Annotated in this window: 23 protein-coding genes (1 of these 23 running past the window's edge); 7 read left to right on the plus strand and 16 right to left on the minus strand. The window is 72.2% G+C overall.

Going from position 1 to position 19,604, the window contains the following annotated elements; translation table 11 throughout:
- Nucleotides 1-126, minus strand: partial view of a 3-oxoadipate:acetyl-CoA acetyltransferase gene (locus ACXJY8_RS09635; protein ID WP_463779277.1) — the 5' portion only. The gene continues 708 nt to the left of window position 1, outside the view; only the first 126 of its 834 coding nucleotides appear in the window; it begins with the start codon at nt 124-126; its stop codon lies off the left edge, out of view.
- Nucleotides 127-267: 141 nt separating this feature from the next.
- Between ACXJY8_RS09635 and aroQ the strand changes: the two genes are divergently transcribed.
- A complete protein-coding gene (aroQ, locus tag ACXJY8_RS09640; RefSeq protein WP_463779281.1) occupies nt 268-711 on the plus strand; it encodes a type II 3-dehydroquinate dehydratase in 444 nt (147 codons plus the stop codon).
- Between the two features lie 3 nt (nt 712-714).
- Here the strand turns inward: aroQ and ACXJY8_RS09645 are convergent, their stop codons facing one another.
- The 3 genes from ACXJY8_RS09645 to curA form a co-directional block, all read right to left on the minus strand.
- Complete coding sequence (locus tag ACXJY8_RS09645; RefSeq protein WP_463779284.1) at nt 715-1,707, minus strand: DUF808 domain-containing protein; 993 nt, start codon at nt 1,705-1,707, stop codon at nt 715-717.
- A 157-nt stretch (nt 1,708-1,864) separates the two neighbouring features.
- Complete coding sequence (gene ssb / locus ACXJY8_RS09650; protein ID WP_463779288.1) at nt 1,865-2,437, minus strand: single-stranded DNA-binding protein; 573 nt, start codon at nt 2,435-2,437, stop codon at nt 1,865-1,867.
- A gap of 208 nt (nt 2,438-2,645) precedes the next feature.
- Nucleotides 2,646-3,662 carry an NADPH-dependent curcumin/dihydrocurcumin reductase gene (curA, locus tag ACXJY8_RS09655; RefSeq protein ID WP_463779291.1) on the minus strand — a complete coding sequence of 339 codons (1,017 nt, stop codon included), beginning with the start codon at nt 3,660-3,662 and terminating at the stop codon, nt 2,646-2,648.
- Between the two features lie 191 nt (nt 3,663-3,853).
- On the opposite strand from curA, the gene ACXJY8_RS09660 reads away from it, so the two are divergent.
- A complete protein-coding gene (locus ACXJY8_RS09660) occupies nt 3,854-4,252 on the plus strand; it encodes a DUF4174 domain-containing protein (protein WP_463779295.1) in 399 nt (132 codons plus the stop codon).
- 71 nt (nt 4,253-4,323) lie between these two features.
- Here the strand turns inward: ACXJY8_RS09660 and ACXJY8_RS09665 are convergent, their stop codons facing one another.
- Together ACXJY8_RS09665 and ACXJY8_RS09670 are read right to left on the minus strand one after the other, a co-directional pair.
- The gene (locus ACXJY8_RS09665) at nt 4,324-4,845 is read right to left on the minus strand and encodes a hypothetical protein (protein WP_463779298.1); all 522 of its coding nucleotides are present in this window, start codon (nt 4,843-4,845) and stop codon (nt 4,324-4,326) included.
- A 66-nt stretch (nt 4,846-4,911) separates the two neighbouring features.
- Entirely contained in the window at nt 4,912-5,067 is a 156-nt protein-coding gene (locus tag ACXJY8_RS09670; protein ID WP_463779301.1) for a hypothetical protein, read from the minus strand.
- On the opposite strand from ACXJY8_RS09670, the gene ACXJY8_RS09675 reads away from it, so the two are divergent.
- A complete protein-coding gene (locus tag ACXJY8_RS09675) occupies nt 5,066-5,857 on the plus strand; it encodes a phosphodiester glycosidase family protein (RefSeq protein WP_463779304.1) in 792 nt (263 codons plus the stop codon). The genes ACXJY8_RS09670 and ACXJY8_RS09675 overlap by 2 nt on opposite strands.
- 128 nt (nt 5,858-5,985) lie before the next feature.
- On the opposite strand, the gene ACXJY8_RS09680 is transcribed toward ACXJY8_RS09675, so the two are convergent.
- The 6 genes from ACXJY8_RS09680 to ACXJY8_RS09705 all read right to left on the minus strand — a co-directional run bounded on the left by ACXJY8_RS09680 (nt 5,986) and on the right by ACXJY8_RS09705 (nt 10,552).
- The gene (locus ACXJY8_RS09680) at nt 5,986-6,282 is read right to left on the minus strand and encodes a hypothetical protein (RefSeq protein ID WP_463779307.1); all 297 of its coding nucleotides are present in this window, start codon (nt 6,280-6,282) and stop codon (nt 5,986-5,988) included.
- 79 nt (nt 6,283-6,361) lie between these two features.
- Nucleotides 6,362-6,529, minus strand: a complete 168-nt coding sequence (locus ACXJY8_RS09685; protein WP_463779310.1) for a hypothetical protein — start codon at nt 6,527-6,529, stop codon at nt 6,362-6,364.
- A 64-nt stretch (nt 6,530-6,593) separates the two neighbouring features.
- A complete protein-coding gene (locus ACXJY8_RS09690; RefSeq protein WP_463779312.1) occupies nt 6,594-6,953 on the minus strand; it encodes a hypothetical protein in 360 nt (119 codons plus the stop codon).
- A gap of 81 nt (nt 6,954-7,034) precedes the next feature.
- Nucleotides 7,035-8,153, minus strand: coding sequence for an NADH:flavin oxidoreductase/NADH oxidase (locus ACXJY8_RS09695; protein ID WP_463779315.1), 1,119 nt, complete (start codon nt 8,151-8,153; stop codon nt 7,035-7,037).
- Between the two features lie 99 nt (nt 8,154-8,252).
- Nucleotides 8,253-10,193: a propionyl-CoA synthetase gene (locus ACXJY8_RS09700; protein ID WP_463779318.1), complete on the minus strand. Its 1,941-nt coding sequence runs from the start codon at nt 10,191-10,193 to the stop codon at nt 8,253-8,255.
- 176 nt (nt 10,194-10,369) lie between these two features.
- Nucleotides 10,370-10,552, minus strand: coding sequence for a YdcH family protein (locus ACXJY8_RS09705; protein WP_463779321.1), 183 nt, complete (start codon nt 10,550-10,552; stop codon nt 10,370-10,372).
- Between the two features lie 194 nt (nt 10,553-10,746).
- Between ACXJY8_RS09705 and ACXJY8_RS09710 the strand changes: the two genes are divergently transcribed.
- From ACXJY8_RS09710 to ACXJY8_RS09725, 4 genes are all read left to right on the plus strand, one after another.
- On the plus strand, nt 10,747-10,965 hold the full coding sequence (locus ACXJY8_RS09710; protein WP_238281906.1) for a YdcH family protein: 219 nt from the start codon (nt 10,747-10,749) through the stop codon (nt 10,963-10,965).
- 142 nt (nt 10,966-11,107) lie between these two features.
- Entirely contained in the window at nt 11,108-11,605 is a 498-nt protein-coding gene (purE, locus tag ACXJY8_RS09715; protein ID WP_463779324.1) for a 5-(carboxyamino)imidazole ribonucleotide mutase, read from the plus strand.
- A gap of 62 nt (nt 11,606-11,667) precedes the next feature.
- On the plus strand, nt 11,668-12,777 hold the full coding sequence (locus ACXJY8_RS09720; RefSeq protein WP_463779326.1) for a 5-(carboxyamino)imidazole ribonucleotide synthase: 1,110 nt from the start codon (nt 11,668-11,670) through the stop codon (nt 12,775-12,777).
- 261 nt (nt 12,778-13,038) lie between these two features.
- Complete coding sequence (locus ACXJY8_RS09725; protein WP_055949958.1) at nt 13,039-13,914, plus strand: tetratricopeptide repeat protein; 876 nt, start codon at nt 13,039-13,041, stop codon at nt 13,912-13,914.
- Between the two features lie 48 nt (nt 13,915-13,962).
- Here the strand turns inward: ACXJY8_RS09725 and ACXJY8_RS09730 are convergent, their stop codons facing one another.
- The 4 genes from ACXJY8_RS09730 to ACXJY8_RS09745 form a co-directional block, all read right to left on the minus strand.
- A complete protein-coding gene (locus ACXJY8_RS09730; protein WP_463779329.1) occupies nt 13,963-14,703 on the minus strand; it encodes an SGNH/GDSL hydrolase family protein in 741 nt (246 codons plus the stop codon).
- 67 nt (nt 14,704-14,770) lie between these two features.
- Nucleotides 14,771-16,438 (minus strand): methyl-accepting chemotaxis protein, encoded by a 1,668-nt coding sequence (locus ACXJY8_RS09735; protein WP_463779334.1) that lies wholly within the window; start codon nt 16,436-16,438, stop codon nt 14,771-14,773.
- Between the two features lie 500 nt (nt 16,439-16,938).
- On the minus strand, nt 16,939-17,940 hold the full coding sequence (gene glpX / locus ACXJY8_RS09740) for a class II fructose-bisphosphatase (RefSeq protein ID WP_463779336.1): 1,002 nt from the start codon (nt 17,938-17,940) through the stop codon (nt 16,939-16,941).
- A 133-nt stretch (nt 17,941-18,073) separates the two neighbouring features.
- On the minus strand, nt 18,074-19,396 hold the full coding sequence (locus tag ACXJY8_RS09745) for a homoserine dehydrogenase (protein ID WP_463779339.1): 1,323 nt from the start codon (nt 19,394-19,396) through the stop codon (nt 18,074-18,076).
- Nucleotides 19,397-19,604 lie beyond the last annotated feature (208 nt).

Consider the following 19,604-nt stretch of genomic DNA (forward strand, 5'->3'; position numbering starts at 1 on the left):
CCCGGCCTCGTAGGCGGCCCGCGTCGAGGCGATCTGCTCGGCCACCGTGACCGGCAGCGCGGGATTGTCGGACTTGCGCGGCACCGAGCCGGTGATCGCGACGGCGATGACGACGGGCGCGTTCATGGAATCTCCTCCTGCGGGGGCGTCTGTCGCGGCCCCTTCCCGCCCGGCATGGCCGGCAATGGCGAAGACCGCAAGGCGTCCCCGCGTCAGGCGCGCCAGGACCCTTTCCGGCTCCGCCCCGCGGCCTTATGACGGGATGCCATGACCGACACGATCCTGATTCTGAACGGCCCGAACCTGAACCTGCTCGGCCTGCGCGAGCCGCACATCTACGGCCACGAGACGCTTGCGGACGTCGAGGCCCGCTGCCGGTCCCTGGCCGCCGGCTTCGGCCTCGCCGTCGCCTTCCACCAGAGCAATGCGGAGCACCAGCTCATCGACTGGATCCAGGCCTACCGGGTCGGGTCGGCCGGCATCGTGATCAATGCCGGCGCCTACACCCACACCTCGGTCGCGATCCTGGACGCGCTCAAGGCCTGCGAGGTGCCGGTGATCGAGTGCCACATCTCGAACGTGCACCGGCGCGAGGCCTTTCGCCATCAGTCCTACGTGTCGCTCGCCGCCACCGCGGTGATGGCCGGCTTCGGCACCCACGGCTACGAACTCGCCATCCGGCACCTCGCCCAGCTGCGCGGCGCCCGCTGACGCTCAGGCGGCCTTCGTCCGCAGGCGGGCGATGCCGTTCCAGGCCGGGGCCAGGACGAAGCTCGTCACCGGGATCAGGGCCGCGCCGACCGCGAGGCCGACGAGGCCGGAGCCCGCGGCCGTGACCAGCCATTCCACCGTTCCGGCGAGCGGACCGGCGAGGCCCGCCGCCCCCGCCGCGGCGGCGTGGATGGCGTGGCCGATCTGGGGCAGGCCGTAGCTCTCCAGCCCGTGCACCAGGATGCCGCCGCCCACCCAGACCATCGCGGCGGTGCCGACGATGGCGAGGATCTTGAGGAAGCCCGGCATGCCCTTGACGAGGCCGCGGCCGATGGCACGCACGAGGCCGCCGAAGGCCGACCGCGCGGTGTTGGCCGCCATGGCGACCCCGGCATCGTCGGCCTTCACGATCAGGGCGACGCCGCCATAGACCGCCACCGTGATGCCCACCGCCACTACGGCGAGGACGGCGGTCTTCATCCAGACCGAGCCCTCGGGCAGGGCCGCCAGGGTGATGGCCATGATCTCGGCCGAGAGGATGAAATCCGTCTTGATCGCGCTGGAGACCTTCTGGTCCTCCAGGGCCCGGGCGTCCCCGGCGGACGCGTCGCGCTTCGCCTCGTGGGCGTGGGCCTCGTGCGGGACCAGCGCCTCGTAGACCTTCTCGCTGCCCTCGTAGCAGAGATAGGCACCGCCGAGCATCAGCAGGGGCGTGATGGCCCAGGGGGCGAAGGCGCCGAGCGCCAGGGCGGCGGGCAGCAGGAACAGCAGCTTGTTGCGCAGTGAGCCGAGCGCGATGCGCCCGACGATGGGCAACTCGCGCTCGGCGGCGAAGCCCACCACGTAGCGCGGTGTCACGGCGGCATCGTCGATGACGACGCCGGCCGCCTTCACGCCGGCGCGGCCCGCCTGGGCCGCGACGTCGTCGAGGGAGGCCGCCGCCACCTTGGCGAGGCCCGCGACGTCATCGAGGAGTGCGATCAGTCCGATGCTCACGGGATACCTCTGCCTGCCCGGCCGGAGCCCCCGCGCGGGATGGCACGGCGAGCTTGGCCTTCACAGGAGACGAATGAGCCGGGGAAATGATCCCCGGCCGACGCCGACGAGCCCCGGAAAACGCCGTCTGCCGGGGCCGTCGGCGCGCGGGCCGGCCCTAGAACGGGATGTCGTCGTCGAGGTCGAAGTTCGGCTTGGACCCGCCGCCGCCGCCGCCCGAGGCCGGTCGGCGCTCGCCGCCACCGCCGGAGGCGCGGCCACCGCCGCCGCCGTAATCCCCGCCGCGGTCGCCGCCGCGCCCGCCACCACCGCCGAAATCGCCGCCCCGGCTGATCTGGCCGCCGCCTTCCTCGTCCATGCCCATCTCACCGCCGCCGCTGCGGCCGTCGAGCAGGGTCAGCTCGCCGCGGAAGCGCTGGAGCACCACCTCGGTGGTGTACTTCTCGACGCCGGACTGGTCCGCCCATTTGCGGGTCTGGAGCTGGCCCTCAATATAGACCTTCGAGCCCTTGCGCAGGTACTGCTCCGCCACGCGGGCGAGGTTCTCGTTGTAGATCACCACCGAGTGCCACTCGGTCTTCTCCTTGCGCTCGCCCGACATCTTGTCCTTCCAGGACTCCGATGTGGCGATGCGCAGGTTGACCACGGGATCCCCGGAGGCGAGGCGCCGTGTCTCGGGATCGCGCCCGAGATTGCCCACCAGGATCACCTTGTTCACGCTGCCGGCCATGCCGCTCTCTCCTACCGATCGATCTCACTGCGCGCTGCGGCCCCGAAACGACCGGGACGCCGCCCTGTCATGGGCCTCCAGGGCCCCGGCGGCAATCGCGGTCGACGGGCTGTCCCCGTGACTCTCAGGGAGTCGCGGCGACTCGCAGGTTCTACCTTTGTTCCGGTTCGGGAGCAAGGTGCCCTCGATCGGGCGCCCGGCTCGCCGCTCAGCGAATGCGGACGATGAGCTTGCCGAAATTGCGGCCCCGGAGCAGGCCCGCGAAGGCCTCCGGCGCGTTTTCCAGACCGTCCACGACGTCCTCGCGATGGACCACGAGGCCCTCGCGCAGCCATCCCCCGACCTCGCGCAGGAACTCCGCCTCCTGGGCGGCGAAGTCCCAGACGATGAAGCCCTGGACATGCAGGCGCTTCGACAGGATCGCCCGCATCAGCACCGGCACCCGGTCGGGGCCGGGCGGCAGCTCGGTGGCGTTGTAGCCGGAGACCAGGCCGCAGACCGGGATCCGGGCGAAGTTGTTGAGGAGCGGCAGCACCGCATCGAAGACCGCGCCGCCGACATTCTCGAAATAGACGTCGATCCCGTCCGGGCAGGCGGCCGCGAGCGCGTCCGGAAAGTCCTCGGCGCGGTGGTCGATGGCCGCGTCGAAGCCGAGGCTGTCGCGCAGGAAGGCGCATTTCTCCGGGCCGCCCGCGATGCCCACCGCCCGGGCGCCCTTGCGCTTGGCGATCTGGCCCACGAGGGAGCCGACCGGCCCGGTGGCGGCGGCCACCACCACGGTCTCGCCGGCCTTGGGCTGGCCGATGTTGAGAAGGCCCGTATAGGCCGTCATGCCCGGCATGCCGAGGATGCCGAGGGCGGTGGTCACGGGCGCCGCCTCCGGGTCGAGGCGGCGCAGGCCGCGGCCGTCGGAGACCGCGAAATCCTGCCAGCCGCCGAAGCCCACCACGGTCTCGCCGGCCTGAAAATCGGGATGGTGGGACTCGACCACCTCCGCCACGGTGGCGCCCACCATGGTGTCGCCGATCGCCACCGGCTCGGCATAGGATTTCGCCGCGCTCATGCGCCCGCGCATGTAGGGGTCGAGGGAGAGGTAGCGGTTGGCGAGCAGCACCTCGCCCGCCTTCGCCATCGGCATCCGCGACTCCTCCAGCCGGAAATGCGAGGCGTTCGGCTCACCGTGCGGACGGGCGGCGAGAACGATGCGGCGGTTCACATGGGTCATGGGCGGCTCCAGGGTTATCGCGGCGGGTTTCGCGCTGTGCGACGGGCGCGCGGCGGACGGGCCCGGTCGGGAGATCCCCCGACAGATGGGACGGCGACGGGCGATGACAATTCCGCGCGGGCCCGGCGACGGGTCCGGGGTGCCCCCACGGGCGTTGTCCCGGGGCGAGGACAATCGGGGAGGTTCGGAGGATGGCACGCGGATGGCGGATGCTCGGGGCGATGCTGCTCGGCGTCACCGGAGCCCAGGCGGCGGAGAATCCGCTCGCGCGCGACCGCTGGACGTCGCGGGTGCTGGTGATCTCCGCACCCGCGCACGGCGACCCGCGGGTGACGGCCCAGCGCGCCGAACTCGATCGGGCCCGCGCCGGCCTGACGGAGCGCGACCTCGTCGTCCGAGAGGCCTTCGGCGATACGCCGGAGGCGCGGCGCCTGCGCGCGGCCCTCGGCCTGCCCGCGGACGGCTTTCGCGTGGTGCTGGTGGGCAAGGACGGCGAGGCCAAGCGCACCGAGACCGCGCCGATCCCCGCGCGGGCCCTGTTCGAGACCATCGACGCGATGCCGATGCGCCGGGACGAGCGCCGCCGCTGAGGCCCGGGACAGGGGCCAACGAAAAAGGGGCCGCACGCGGCGGCCCCTCGAAACCGGATCGGTCGAGCCGATCAGTAGCAGCGCTCGACCAGCACCCGGCGGTAGCCGTAGGGCGTCCAGCGCACGCGCGGGACCGTGTAGCAGCCGCCGCCATAGCCGTAATCGTAGGCGCCGTAGCCGACCGGGGCATAGCCGTAGCCGTAGCCGTAGCCCGGGCCGTAGGCGCCGTAGAGGCCGCCCGCCGCCAGGCCGAGGCCGACGCCGAGACCCAGGCCGCCGAGGCCGTAGCCGTAGCCTCGCCCGTAGCCGCGGCCGTAATACCCGCCGCGGTAGCCGCCGAAGCCGCCGCGATAGCCACCGAAGCCGCCGCGGTATCCGCCGAACCCGGCATTGCGGAAGCCGCCGCCGCCGAAGCCGCCGCGGAAGCCACCACCGCCGAAGCCACCCCGGAATCCGCCGCCGCCGAAGCCGCCGCCGTGGAACCCACCACCGTGGAAGCCGCCGCCGCCGAAGCCGCCGCGGGCTTCCGCGGTAGCGGGAATCATCGCGAGCGCGCCGATCATGGCCACGGAGGCCAGAACAACTCGTTTCATCACATCGTCTCCGAAAGAAGCCGAAACGTCCCCTTGAGCGCTGAACGCCTGGGCACCCGGAAGGGTTCATGCGCGTTTTGCCTCTCCCGTCATCGTGAAGCGCCGCGCGCCCGGCCCCGGGCGGCGCCCGCCCTTGAAATCGCCCGGGGTTTCGGGCGAGGAAGCGGTGCCGGCCGCCACGATCCTCCGGCGGGCGCGGTCGAGGGCGATGCGGGTGATCATGGTGCAGGATGTCGTGCGGGCTCGCCTACGCGTGAGCCGTTCTCCGGTCCCCGCTCTCCTGCGCGCCGCCTGTCTCGCCCTCGCCCTCGGCGGAGCGGCCGCGGCGGCGCCCGCCCCTGCCCCGGCGCCCTGCCGCGCCATCCAGGCGGAGGGCGAGGCCTACACGGTCTGCACCGTCGACCTGCGCCGCGAGCGGGTGCGCCTGTTCTGGCTGGGCGCCGACGGCCTGCCCTACTCGTCCCTCTCGTCCCTGGCCGAGAAGCAGGGGGCCGCCCTGCGCTTCGCCATGAACGCCGGCATGTACGACAAGGGCCAGGCCCCGGTCGGGCTCTACATCGAGGACGGGCGCGAGCTGAAGGGCGTCTCCACCGCCAACGGGCCGGGCAACTTCCACCTCAAGCCCAACGGCATCTTCTGGGTGAAGGGCGAGCGCGCCGGCGTGATGGAGACCGGGCGCTACCTGCGCAGCGCCCCGAAGCCGGACTTCGCCACCCAGTCGGGGCCGATGCTGGTGGTGGACGGTCACATCCACCCCAAGATCTCCGCCGACGGCCCGAGCCAGAAGATCCGCAACGGCGTCGGGGTCCGCGACGACGGCCGCACCGCCGTGTTCGCGATCTCCGAGCGCCCGGTCAGCTTCGGCGCCTTCGCGCGCCTGTTCAAGGACACCCTCGGCTGCCGCAACGCGCTCTTCCTCGACGGCAGCGTGTCGAGCCTCTACGCCCCGTCGATGAACCGCTCGGACCTCAGCCGGCCCCTCGGCCCGATGGTCGGGGCGGTGACGCGCTAGAGAAATTTCGGTGATCCCTGGATCACCGAAATTGCTCGATCCGACTGCGGGGCTGCATGGTCTTCACGCGAGCCGACATTCACCCCGCTTGCACCCCGCTTGCAAACGCTCTGAGGGCGCGCGTCCGCTCAGGCGTCGTCCTCGCGGCCGAACACCTCGCCCTCCTCCGCCAGGCGGGCATCGGCCTCGTCACTCCGGAGGATCTGCAGGTCACGGTACTGCCGGAGCAGGCCGCGCAGGCGGATATTGGCCTCGCCGGCATCGGCGGCTCCGGGCTCGTCCGCCTCGGAGCCCGCGATGGTTTCGGCGGTCTGCCGGTCCACGGCGGCCCGGTCGGCCTCGCCGAGGCCTTCGAGGTCGCCGAGGCCGAGTTCCAGCGCGATCAGCGCGGCGATCTCGCGCCGCTTCTCCTCGATCTCGGACATCTGCCCTCCGGCTCCCTGCCCCGCTCCGACCGGAGCATCGTCCAGCGAGGTGGATGTCGGCTCGCGGGAAGACACGGCTTTAGAGAACGGTCAGCGCCGCCAGGTCGATCCAGGCTTCCTGCTCGTCGCCGTCGACGTCGCCGTCGACGAACCAGCGGCAGAGCGCCCGGTCCCCCTCCAGGGCCACCACCGTCATGGTGGCCTCGTTGTCGTCGGATGCGACGAAGTCGCCGACCTTGATCCCCATGGATTGCATCTTCGCCTCGCCGATGGTCGGTGTCAGGCCCGCGTCGCGCGTGGGCCTCCGGTCGTCATGCCCGCTTCGCCCGCTTGCCGAAGGCCACGGACAGGCGGGCACGCACGCCCTCGGGGATCTCCGTGCGCGACTCGATCCGCACCGAGGGCATCTCGGACCCGATGGTGCTGCCCGGGTCGAAGGTGAACTGCAGGTGGCGCAGGCCGAGTTCGAGCCGGGTGACGCCGTCCGACTGGGTCAGGTCCTCGCCGAAGACCTCGATCAGCGGTCCGTCGGGATCGCCCTTCTCGATCTGGATGATGAAGTAGCCGGCCGGCTCCTCCTCGTCGTCGGCGCCCGAGATCAGGGTGATGCCGTTCTCGATGTCGAGGCGGACCCGCTCCACCGCGAAGGTCGTGACGTCGTCGTCGTCCATGCTGCGTATCTCTCGCGTAGCGCCCGCCGCGGCGGGGGGCTCTGATGGGGGGCGGTCGGTGCCCGGGTGCGTCGGGCCCCCTCAGCGCTGCCCGTGCCGGGTGTCGGTGAAGAGGTCCTTGAACTGGCGCGGCTGCGAACGCCAGTACTGGCGGGGTGCGCGCACCTGCGCGCCGAGTTCGGCCGCCGCGTGCCAGGGCCAGCGGGGATCGTAGAGCAGGGCGCGCGCCAGGGAGACGGCGTCGGCCTGGCCCTGGGCCAGGATCGATTCCGCGTGGGCGGCCTCGGTGATGAGACCGACCGCGATGGTGGTGAGCCCGGTCTCGGCCTTGATCCGCTCGGCGAACGGCACCTGGTAGCCGGCCGAGAGCGGGATCGTCTGCCGGGTGGAGAGGCCGCCGGTGGAGACGTGGATCGCGGCCGCGCCCCGGCGCTTCAGGGCATGGGCGAGTTCGACCGTCTCCTCCAGGGTCCAGCCCCCCTCGACCCAGTCGGTGGCCGAGACCCGCATCCAGACGGGCTTGCCCGCCGGCACGGCCTCCCGCACCGCCTCGAAGCATTCCAGCGGGAAGCGCATCCGGTTGGCGAGCGTGCCGCCATACTGGTCGGTGCGCTGGTTGGAGAGGGGGGAGAGGAACTGGTGCAGCAGGTAGCCGTGCGCGCCGTGCAGCTCGAACCCGTCGATGCCCAGGGCGAGCGCCCGGCGCGCGGTGGCGACGAAGCCGTCGCGGATGCGCTTCAGCCCCTCCGAGTCGAGGGCGTGGGGCGCCGCCTCGCCCTCCCCGTGCGCCAGCGCCGAGGGCGCCTCCGTGCGCCAGCCGTCCGGCGCTTCCGGATCGATCTGGGCGCCGCCGTCCCAGGGGGCGCGGCTCGAGGCCTTCCGGCCCGCATGGTTGATCTGGATCGCGATCGGCACCGGCGCGTAGGCCCGCACCGCGTCGAGGACCCGGCCCAGCGCCAGCTCGGTCTCGTCCGAGTAGAGCCCGAGGTCGGTGGGCGAGATCCGCGCCTCCGGCGAGATCGCGGTCGCCTCCAGGGTCAGGAGCCCCGCCCCCGACATCGCCATCTGCCCGAGATGCATGAGGTGCCAGTCGCCGGCCTGGCCCGCATGGGCCGAGTACTGGCACATCGGCGCGACGATGATCCGGTTCTCCAGGGTGAGGTCGTCGAGGCGCAGGGGCTCGAACAGGCGGGCGGTCATGCGGGGCTCCGGCTTGGCGGCATCCCCGCATAGGTGGCGCGCCGGCGCGCGCTTGGCTACCCATTCTCTGGCTACCCGTCCTCTGGCGACCCGCCGCCCTCAGGCGACGCCGATCCCGCGATCCTTGAGGCTGGCGCCGATCTCGTCGAGGACGCCGGCATCGTCGATGGTGGGCGGTGTGGTCCAGGGCTCGCCGTCGGCGATGCGCTTCATGGTCCCGCGCAGGATCTTGCCCGATCGGGTCTTGGGCAGGCGCTGCACGGTCAGCGCCAGCTTGAAGGCCGCCACGGGTCCGATCTGCTCGCGGACCAGGGCCACGAGTTCGCCCTCGATCGCCTGGGTCGGGCGCTCCACCCCCGATTTCAGCACCACGAAGCCGCAGGGCTGCTCGCCCTTCAGGGCGTCGCGGATGCCGATGACCGCGCATTCGGCCACGTCCGGGTGGCTCGCCAGCACCGCCTCCATGCCGCCGGTGGAGAGCCGGTGCCCGGCCACGTTGATGATGTCGTCGGTGCGGCCGAGCACGGTGACGTAGCCGTCGGCGTCGACGATGCCGGCATCCGAGGTGTCGTACCAGCCCGGATAGGTGGCGAGGTAGCTCGACCGGAAGCGGTCCTGCGAGCCCCAGAGGGTCGGCAGGCAGCCCGGCGGCAGGGGCAGCCGCAGGGCGATGGTGCCCATCGTGCCGGCGGGCACCGGCTTGCCGGCCTCGTCGAGCACGGCGAGGTCGTAGCCCGGCATCGGCACGCAGGCGCTGCCGTGCTTGACCGGCAGCTGGCCGATGCCGACCGGATTGCCCGCGATGGCCCAGCCGGTCTCGGTCTGCCACCAATGGTCGATGACCGGCCGGCCGAGGGCCCGCTCGGCCCAGGCCACCGAATCGGGATCGGCCCGCTCGCCGGCCAGGAACAGGGAGCGGAAGCCCGAAAGGTCGTAGGCGCCGACCCGCTCGGCCCGCGGGTCCTCCTTCTTGATGGCGCGGAGCGCCGTCGGCGCCGTGAACAGGCAGGCGGCGCCGGTTTCCGAGACCACCCGCCAGAGCGCCCCGGCATCGGGCGTGCCCACCGGCTTGCCCTCGTAGAGCACCGTGGTGCAGCCGTGCAGGAGCGGCGCGTAGACGATGTAGGAATGGCCCACCACCCAGCCGATGTCGGAGGCGCAGAAATAGGTCTCGCCCGGCTCCACGTCGTAGAGGTTGGGCATCGACCAGGTCAGCGCCACGCAGTAGCCGCCGGTGTCGCGCACCACGCCCTTGGGCTTCCCCGTCGTGCCCGAGGTGTAGAGGATGTAGAGCGGATCGGTGGCCGCCACGCTCACGCATTCGGCCTGGCGGCCCCCGGCGGCCGCCCGCGTCACCGTGTCGGCCCAGTCGTGGTCGCGCCCCGGCACGAGGTCGGCCGCGGCCTGCGGGCGCTGCAGGATCAGGCAGGCCGCCGGCTTGTGCGCGGAGGCCGCGAGGGCGGCGTCGAGGAGCGGCTTGTAGGCCACGACCCGGCTCGGCTCGATGCCGCAGGAGGCGGCGAGCACCACCTTGGGCGCGGCGTCCTCGATGCGGATCGCCAGCTCGTTGGCGGCGAAGCCCCCGAACACCACGGAATGGACCGCGCCGAGCCGGGCGCAGGCGAGCATGCCGAACAGGGCCTCGGGCACCATCGGCATGTAGATCACGACCCGGTCGCCCCGGCCGACGCCGAGGTCGCGGAGCACCCCGGCGAGCACGGCCACCGAATCGCGCAGCTCCGCGTAGGTGATTCGCCGCTTCGTGCCGGTGACGGGCGAATCGTACAGGATCGCGGCCTGGTCGGCGCGGCCACCCTCGGCATGCCGGTCCACGGCGTTGTGGCAGGCGTTCAGGGTGGCGTCGGGGAACCAGCGGCCATAGGTGCCGGCCGATCCGTCGAAGGCGCGGGTGGGCGGGCTCGCCCAGTCGATCGCCCGGGCCGCCTCGAGCCAGAAGGCCTCCGGATCGCGCAGGGAGGCCGCGTGGACCTCGGCGTAGCGGCCGAAGCACGAAATTGGGGCGTGGGGCGTGGCGTCCATGGCGTATCCTGCGGGACCGGTCGTGCTGCCGGTTTCTGCGCACTCTTACCGGAATTTACGCCGCCGGACTGCCTCGCCACACGGCCGAGGCCGGGGCAACACGAAAACCGCCGCCCTGGAGACCCAGCGGCGGCGGCGAACGCTCTCAAGACAATACGGTGGGGCCGGAACGGCCGCTAATGCAGCTGGTCGGATTCGTTTCGCAGGCGGTTCATCTCGTCCTTGAGGTGGAGCTTGCGTCTCTTGAGTTCTGCGATTCGCAGATCGTTCGCCGAGGGGCGGAGGGTGGCGTCGTGGATTTCCCGCTCGAGGGCTTCGTGCTTGCGGGCGAGCTGGGTGAGGTGCGTCTGCAGTGACATGAGCTGTGTCTCCTGTCTCGTTTCGACGGGGCAAGACTGACATATGATCAGCCGGCTGTCGAAGCCTATCGACGGTCAGGCTTGACGGATGTTTGAGCAGGCGGATGTTTGTGCAGGAGGCGCGGCGGGTTCTTGCCCAGGCCGAGCGGCTGTCGCATGGTCTGCCGCGAAGGCGTCCCGGGACATCAGGTGCGATGGCGGTCCAGTTCGATAACGATGCATCGGTGGAACCGGCCGACGAGTTGGCGCGGCTGAAGCAGGAACATCGCGACCTCGACGGTGCGATCGACGCCCTGGAGCTCGGGGTGGTGGCCGACCAGCTGCAGATCCAGCGCCTGAAGAAGCGCAAGCTCTCCCTGCGCGACCGGATCTCGTATCTCGAGGACCAGATCACCCCCGACATCATCGCCTGACCGGGCGGCCGGGGCACGGCCGGGGTCCCAACCGGGGGCACGCCTTGCGGGCGGGCCACCGCTTTTGTATTCGGCGTTCCTCAGGGCCGCGGCGCGTCGCACGGCCCGTCCTAACACATGATCGCGAAGGGATCTGACGACCATGGCGGGAGCCTCCCCGGTCGCGATCATCATGGGCAGCCAGTCGGACTGGGCGACCATGCGGCATGCCGCCGAGACGCTGGATGCGCTCGGCGTCGCCCATGACGACCGCATCGTCTCGGCCCACCGCACGCCCGACCGCCTCGTGGCCTTCGCCAAGGGCGCCAAGGCGGAGGGATTCCGGGTGGTGATCGCGGGGGCCGGCGGCGCCGCCCACCTGCCCGGCATGACGGCGGCGATGACCCCCCTGCCCGTCCTCGGCGTGCCGGTGGAATCGAAGGCCCTGTCGGGCCGGGACAGCCTGCTCTCCATCGTGCAGATGCCGGCCGGCATCCCGGTGGGCACCCTGGCCATCGGCCGGGCGGGCGCCGTCAACGCCGCGCTGCTGGCCGCCGCCATCCTCGCCCTCACCGATCCGGCCCTCGCGGCGCGGCTCGAGGCCTGGCGCACCGCGCAGACCGAGAGCGTCGCCGAGACCCCCCAGAACGATCTTCCGTAAGTGTGATCTTGCGTAAGTGCGATCTCCCGTGAAACCCGATCCGTCGTGAAAAGCGAAGCACCGTGACCGCCCTCCCCGACATCCGTCCCGGCGCAACCCTCGGCATCGTGGGCGGCGGCCAGCTCGGCCGCATGATCGCCCTCGCGGCCGCCAATTACGGCCTGCGGGTCCACGTCTTCGCCCCGGACGCCGACAGCCCGGCCTTCGACGTCTCGGCCGAACAGACCGTCGCGGCCTACGACGACGTCGAGGCCCTGGCGCGCTTCGCGGCGGGCGTCGACGTGGTCACCTACGAGTTCGAGAACATCCCGGCCGAGGCCGCCGAGGCCCTGGCCGCGAAGGCGCCCCTGCACCCGAACGCCGCGGCGCTCGCCACGACCCAGGACCGGCTGACCGAGAAGCGCTTCGTCAACGACCTCGGCATCGAGACCGCGCCCTTCCGTGCCGTCGACACGGCCGAGGACCTCGCCCGGGCGCTCGCCGAGATCGGCCGCCCGGCGGTGCTGAAGACCCGGCGCTTCGGCTACGACGGCAAGGGCCAGCGCATGATCCGCGCGGAGGACGCGGGCGATCCCGCCGCGATTCTGGCGGAGTTCAACGGCGCGCCCTGCATCCTCGAAGGGTTCGTGCCGTTCGAGGCCGAGGTGTCGGTGGTGGCCGCCCGCGGAGCCGACGGCGCCTTCGCGGCCTACGAGTCCTGCGCCAACGAGCACCGCGACCACATCCTCGCCGTCACCCGCGTCCCCGCCCCCGGCATCGCGCCGCAGACCGAGGCCGCCGCCATCGGCATCGCGCGCCGCATCGCCGAGGCGCTGGACTATGTCGGCGTGCTCGCCGTCGAGATGTTCCTGGTGCCGCAGGCGGACGGCCCCGCCCGGGTCGTGGTCAACGAGATCGCGCCGCGCGTCCACAATTCCGGCCACTGGACCATCGAGGGCGCGACCACCTCGCAATTCGCCCAGCATGTCCGGGCGGTCTGCGGCTGGCCGCTGGGCGACGCGTCCCGGGTCGGCGGCATGGCGGTGGAGATGCACAATCTCATCGGCGGCGAGGTCGAGGACTGGGCCGCGATCCTCGCCCGGCCGGGGGCGCAGCTCCACCTCTACGGCAAGGGCGAGGCCCGGCCCGGCCGCAAGATGGGCCACGTCACCCGGCTGCTGCCGAAGCCCTGACGGGGCCTCCGAACCGCGGCCCGATTGCGACAGGGGCCCGGCAACCGACCGCCGCGCCGGCCGTTTCGGGCCCGTGCGTGCGGCGGGCCATACCTTCGCCACATCCAACCGCTTGAGCGGAACCCGTCGCCGATTTTAAGCGCGCGTTCACCGCGATGCGGGATGGTGCCGGCGCAACCGGACCCGCCCAGGCGGGCGCCGGCACGGGACGCAATCGATTCGGGGGCGGCGTCGCGCGCGACGCCGGGGGGAGCGAGGACCATGACGGTTTTGAAGCTGCGGGCATCGAAGGCGGGGCTGATCGGGGCCACGGCGCTCGTGGCGGCCGCCCTGGCCGGCTGCGAGACCTATGGCGGCGGCGCCACCGCGTCGCGCCAGTTCGCCGTGCTCGAATCGGACCAGACCGGCGCCACCACGGTCAACATCGCCTCGCTCAGCGACGTGATCCAGCGCAACCCCAACGACGCGGCGGCCTACGTCACCCGCGGCGCGGCCTATGCCAGGGCCGGCCAGTTCAACGACGCCATCGGCGACTTCACCAAGGCGGTGCAGATCGACCCGAACTCGGCCTCCGCCTACAACAACCGCGCGCTCGCCAACCGCCAGATCGGCCGCAACGACGCCGCGCTGCAGGACTTCTCGAAGTCGATCTCGGCCGATCCGAACTACGCCCCGGCCTATATCGGCCGCGCCAACGTGCTGCGCGCCCAGGGCGACCTCGAGGGCGCGACCTCCGACCTCAACCAGGCGATCCGCCTCGCGCCGGAATCGGCCGAGGCCTACCACGCCCGCGGCCTCGTCCGTCAGAAGCAGGGCCAGAACACCCAGGCCATCGCGGATTTCGACGCCGCCATCGACCGCAATCCCTTCGTGGCGGCGCCCTATGCCGCCCGCGGCCAGAGCCTGATCGCCACCAACCAGTACGACAAGGCGATCGAGGACTACAACGCGGCCCTCAACGTCAACAACAAGGACGCCACCTCCTGGGCCTATCGCGGCCTCGCCTACGAGAAGTCGAACCGCAAGAAGGAGGCGGTGGAGAGCTACCAGCGCGCCGCGCAGATCGAGCCCGGCAACGCGGTGGCCAAGCAGGGCCTCGGCCGCGTCCAGGGCGGCGTCGGCTCGCTCTTCAACTGACCCGACCGGGGCGGGACGCCTTCGCGTCCCCGCCCCGCGCGGCCGGCCTCAGTCCGGCGCGCGGAGATACGGCGCCAGGACGACCGCCAGGGCGGCGTAGTCGCGCAGGTGCACGCCGTCGGGCGTCGCCCCGGTGGTGAGGCCCGGCCCCCCGTCGCGCAGGGCCGCGAACGGATCGAAGACCCGGCAGCCGCTGCGCGCGCACACATCCCTCAGCACCGCCGTGTAGGCGTCCACCGCCGCCGGGTCGCGCTCGGCCTGCGCCTCCGGCCCGAGCGGCGGCACGGCGGCGACCAGGACCGTGTCGGCATTCGCCGTGAGCCATCCGAGGATGCGCGCCGTCGCCGCCTCGAACCCGTCGCGGGTGCGGGCCGAGAGAGGGTCGGCCCGGCGCAGGATGTCGTTGCTGCCCACGAACAGCATGGCCGTTCCGGCCCGGACCGGGAAGGCCAGCCCGTCGACCGCGCCGGCATAGCGGCGGGCGGAGGCGCCGCCGATCCCGCCATTGACCACGCCCGGTCGCCCCGCCAGGGCGTTCCCCAGAAGCTCGGCATGCGAGTTGCCGGCCAGGAACAGGAAGCCCGGCCGCGCCGCCGCCAGCGCCGCCCGGATCGCCGGCAGCCGCGCGGCACGGTGCGCGTCGGCGATCTCCCGGTTCCGCCGCGCCGCCTCGGGCGGCCCGAATCCGGTCCCGAGCGCGACGGCGCCCAAGGCCGCGGCCCCGACGCCGCCGGCGATCAGGCGCCGCCGGGTCCAGGGCCCGGTCCGTCCGTCGCGCGCGCCGCTCATCCGCCTCCCCGATGCCGGTGCCGATGTCCGGCATCAGCCCCGAAAGCCGGGGCGCGGGCAAGCCCGCTCAGGCGGCCTGGACGGTGGCGAGGAAGTTCGAGACCTCCGCGCCGAGCTGCTCGGACTGGCGCGACAGCTCGGAGGCGGCGGCCAGGACCTGGGACGAGGCCGCCCCGGTCTCGCCCGCGGCCTGGGTCACGCTGCCGATGCTGACGGTCACCGACTGCGTGCCCTGGGCCGCCTGGGTCACGTTGCGGACGATCTCCTGGGTGGCCGCCCCCTGCTCCTCCATCGCCGCCGCGACGCCGACCGCGATGCCGCGCAGCTCCGCGATCGTCGAGCCGATGGTCCGGATCGAGACGACCGCCTGGCGGGTCTCGCCCTGGATCGCGTTGATCTGCTGCGTGATCTCCTCGGTGGCCCTGGCGGTCTGGGTCGCCAGCGCCTTGACCTCGGAGGCGACTACGGCGAAGCCGCGGCCCGCCTCTCCGGCCCGGGCCGCCTCGATGGTGGCGTTGAGCGCCAGCAGGTTGGTCTGGGCGGCGATCCCCGAGATGAGGCCCACCACGGTGCCGATCCGCTCGGCGCCTTCGGCGAGGCCGAGGATGATCGCGTCCGTGGCCGCCGCGTTCTCGGAGGCCCGCTCGGCCATCGCCGCCGAGCGCGCGACCTGGGCGGCGATCTCCCCGATGGAGGCGGCCATCTCCTCGCTCGCGGCCGCCACGGTCTGGACGTTGGCGGAGGTCTGCTCGGCGGCCGAGGCGACGCTCAGGGATTGCCCGGCCGTCTGGTCGGCGGTGCGGCTCATCGCCTGCGCGGTGGCCTCCATCTCGGTGGCGGCGGAGGACAGGCCGTGCGTCAGCTGCGAGACCTGGGCCTGGAAGCCGCGCGTCGCGGCATCCAGGATCTCGGCCCGGCGCATCTTCGCGGCGCTCTCGATCGCGGCGGCGGCCTCGGCCTCGCGCTGGGCGATCATCGCGTCCTTGAAGACCTGGACGGCCCGCGCCATCGCGCCGATCTCGTCCCGGCGGTGCGCGCCCGGGACGTCCGTCGAGACGTCGCCGTCGGCCAGCCTGGCCATGGTGCCGGTCATGCCGCCCAGCGGGCGCACGACCAGGGCGAGCACGGTGTAGAGACCGAAGCCGATGGCGGCGGTGGCCAGGACCAGCAGGGCCAGGAGTGTCAGGCGCGACCAGCCCGAATGGGTCTCGGCCCGCTCGAACTCGGCCTGGGCCTCGCGCACCTGCAGGGCGGTGAGCTTGCCGAGGACGGCGTTGGCCTCCTCCATGCCCTTCACCAGGGCCGCGTGGGTCGCGTCGAAGTCCTGCGTACCGCCGGCGGCGAGGCGGCGCAGGATGTCGGCCGCGACCGCGCCGTTGTGATCGATCCGCCGCTGCATCTCGTCCGCAAGCGCCTTTTCCTCCGGGGTCAGGTAGGTCGCCAGGTAGGCCGACCACTGGGTCCGGAGGGCGCCGAGGTCCGCCTCGATCTTCTCGCGCGCCCGGCCCGGCTCCCCTTGCCGGTTCCGAAGCGCGCGCGACGTCGCGAGCAGGTCGTCGTAGGCGTCGCGGATCAGGCTGAACTGCCGCAGCGGGATGATGCGGTCGCCGAAGACGGTGTTGAAGCTCTGGTGGTTCGCCGACAGGGCGAAATTGCCGATCCCCGTGGCGAGGAGCAGCAGAACGCCCATCACGCTGAGCAGCGTGACCAGGCGGCCTTTGATGGTGGTGAGCATGCGGGGGTCTGCCGGAGGGAGGGGCGGGTGCCCGGTCTCCCATCGGTTCGACGGGGCGCTCGGGATTCCTGATCCCATCTTCTGCGGCCAAGTGGTAAAGGCGGATTTACTTCCGATACGACAGCTTTGACATGCCCGTCAAAATATCGTGAGGCTAGAGCAGGATCATTACGGCCGTGTGGGTAATATCCTGTTGGGTTCCATCACAGCTTCGGGAGGATCAATAGCCGTTCGCGTCGGCCACGCGATTCGATCCTCTGTTGGCGCGGTCACCCCATCACTCGTTGTGCGTAGACCCGCACCTTCTCAACTTAGGGCAGCAGCATCCCGGATCGCATAGACACGCGTCCCCGAACGCGGTGATTTCCGGTCGCGGAGAGGCCACGGGTTCCGGATGCCGGGTCCACCAGGACGGCATCGATCCTCCGACGATCGTGCGGAGAGCTGCAGAGCTGCGCTCGAAATGCGGCCCCGCCGATCCGGCTCCGAAGATGCCCCGCTCAGGCGTCGCCGAGCAGCCGGTGCTCGCAGAGCATGCGCCGGACCGTGCCGCTGGCGGAGCGGTAGACCACGGTCTCGGTCTCGATCAGGCCGGGCCGGAAGCGGACGCCCCTGAGGAGGGCGCCGTCGGTGACGCCGGTGGCGGCGACGATGACGTCGCCCCGGGCCATGTCGTGCAGCTCGTACTTCCGGTTGGGATCGCTGATACCCATCCGGGCGGCGCGCTCGCGCTTGTCGTGGCTGTCGAGGATCAGGCGCCCCTGCATGTGGCCGCCGATGCAGCGGAGCACGCCCGCGGCGATGACGCCCTCGGGGGCCGCGCCGATGCCGAGATAGATGTCGGCCCCGGTGGCGTCGGCGTTCGCTGTATGGATGATGCCCGCGATGTCGCCGTCCGAGATCAGGCGGATGCCGGCCCCGGTGGCGCGCACGGCGGCCACGAGCTCCATGTGGCGCGGCCGGTCGAGGATGATGGCGGTGATCTGGGCCGGGTCGACGCCCTTGTGCCGGGCGAGCGCGCCGATGTTGTCGGCCGGGCTGGCGTCGAGGTCGACGAGGCCGGCCGGATAGCCCGGGCCGATGGCGATCTTCTGCATATAGACGTCGGGGGCGGCGAGCAGGGAGCCCGCTTCCGCCAGGGCCGTCACCGCGATGGCGCCGGGCATGTCCTTGGCGCAGAGGGTGGTGCCCTCCAGGGGGTCGACGGCGATGTCGACCTTCGGGCCGTCGCCGGTGCCCAGGCGCTCGCCGATATAGAGCATCGGCGCGTTGTCGCGCTCGCCCTCCCCGATCACCACGGTGCCGTCGATGGGCAGGAGGTTGAGCTCGAGGCGCATCGCGTCGACGGCGGCCTGGTCGGCCTCCTTCTCGCGGCCCTGCCCGCGCAGGCGCGCGGCCGCGATGGCGGCCCGCTCGGTGACTCGTGCCAGTTCCAGGGTCAGGGACCGGGCCACCGGCGCGCGCGATTCCATGGTGCCACCGGACAAGTTGCCACCGGACATGTCAGCCTCGCGCCCCCGCGCCTCTGTTGGGCGCCCCTTATGAACTAAAATGCGCGCAAGGCATCAAGTTTCGCCCATCACGCGCATTTTTCTTCGTTCTTCCATCGATCGTTCGCCGGCGGACGCAGCGGCGCTACTCGCGCTCGATCCGGATCAGCTGAGGCGCCTCGGCGAGCAGGCCGTCGGCCGCGATGGCGTCGAGGGCGTCCCGGATCGTGCCCTCGGTGGCGGCGTAGGTGATCAGCACCAGTGGGACCGGCTGGCCCGAGCGGCCGTGCGGGTCCTTCGAGGCGGCGCTCTCGGAGCGGCGCTGGAGGATGCTCTCGATGGAGATGTCGCGCTCGGCCATGCGGGTGGCCACGCCCGCGGCGACGCCGGGGCGGTCGTGCACGGTGAGGCGGATGTAGTAGCCGCCCTCGTGCCGCTGCATGGCGACGCGCTGGGAGGGGCTCAGGGCGGCCGAGGGCCGTCCGAAGGTCGGGCGGCGGGTGCCGGCGGCGATGTCGGTGATGTCGGAGACCACGGCCGAGGCGGTGGCCTCGCCGCCGGCCCCGGGGCCGATCAGGGTGAGTTCGCCGACCGCGTCCGCGTCGATGGTGACCGCGTTGGTCACGCCCATCACCTGGGCGATGGCGGAGGATTTCGGCACCATGGTCGGGTGCACCCGCTGCTCGATGCCGCCGGCCGCGGCCTGGGCGACGCCCAGGAGCTTGATCCGGTAGCCGAGTTCCTCGGCCATGGTCAGGTCGAGGGGCTGGATCGCCGAGATGCCCTCGACGGAGACGCCCTCGGCGTCGACCTCGGTGCCGAAGGCGAGGCTCGTCAGGATCGCGAGCTTGTGGGCGGTGTCGAAGCCCTCGACGTCGAAGGTCGGGTCGGCCTCGGCATAGCCGAGCGCCTGGGCGTCCTTGAGGCAGGCCTCGAAGGTCAGGCCCTCGCGCTCCATCCGGGTGAGGATGTAGTTGCAGGTGCCGTTCATGATTCCGTAGACGCGCGACACGGCGTTGCCGGTCAGGCCCTCGCGCAGGGCCTTGATCACCGGGATGCCGCCGGCCACCGAGGCCTCGTAGGCCAGCGCCACGCCCGCCGCTTCGGCCTGTCGGGCGAGGGCCGCGCCGTGCCTGGCGAGCAGCGCCTTGTTGGCGGTGACCACGTGCTTGCCGGCGGCCAGGGCCGCCTCCACCGTCTCCCGGGCCGGGCCCTCGGCGCCGCCGATGAGCTCGACCACGCAATCGACCTCGCCGGAGGTCGCCAGGGCGACGGGATCGTCGAACCAGGCCACGCCGGCGAGGTCGAGGCCGCGGTCGCGGTTCCGGTCGCGCGACGAGACCCCGGTGACGCGAATCGCCCGGCCGCTGGTCTGGCCGAGGGCCTCGGCCCGGCGGGCGACCATCCGGACGACGGCGGCGCCGACGGTGCCGAGGCCGGCAACGCCGAGGCGAAGGCTCTGTGTCATGGTGTGTTCCGTCACTCTGTCGCGCAAGAGACCTGCCGCATCCGAAGACCTGCCGCCTCCGAAGACCTGCCGCATCCGGCACCTGCCGCGTCCGGCGGCGGTGCGGGACCGGCGTCGATCGGCGGAGGCGAAGGCCGCGCTCGACGCGGCCCGATCTTCTGCAACGATTTGCCGGGGGGCGCAACAAAACGGCCGGCCCGGGCGGGGC

This window comes from Methylobacterium sp. TK31, from assembly GCF_055361545.1.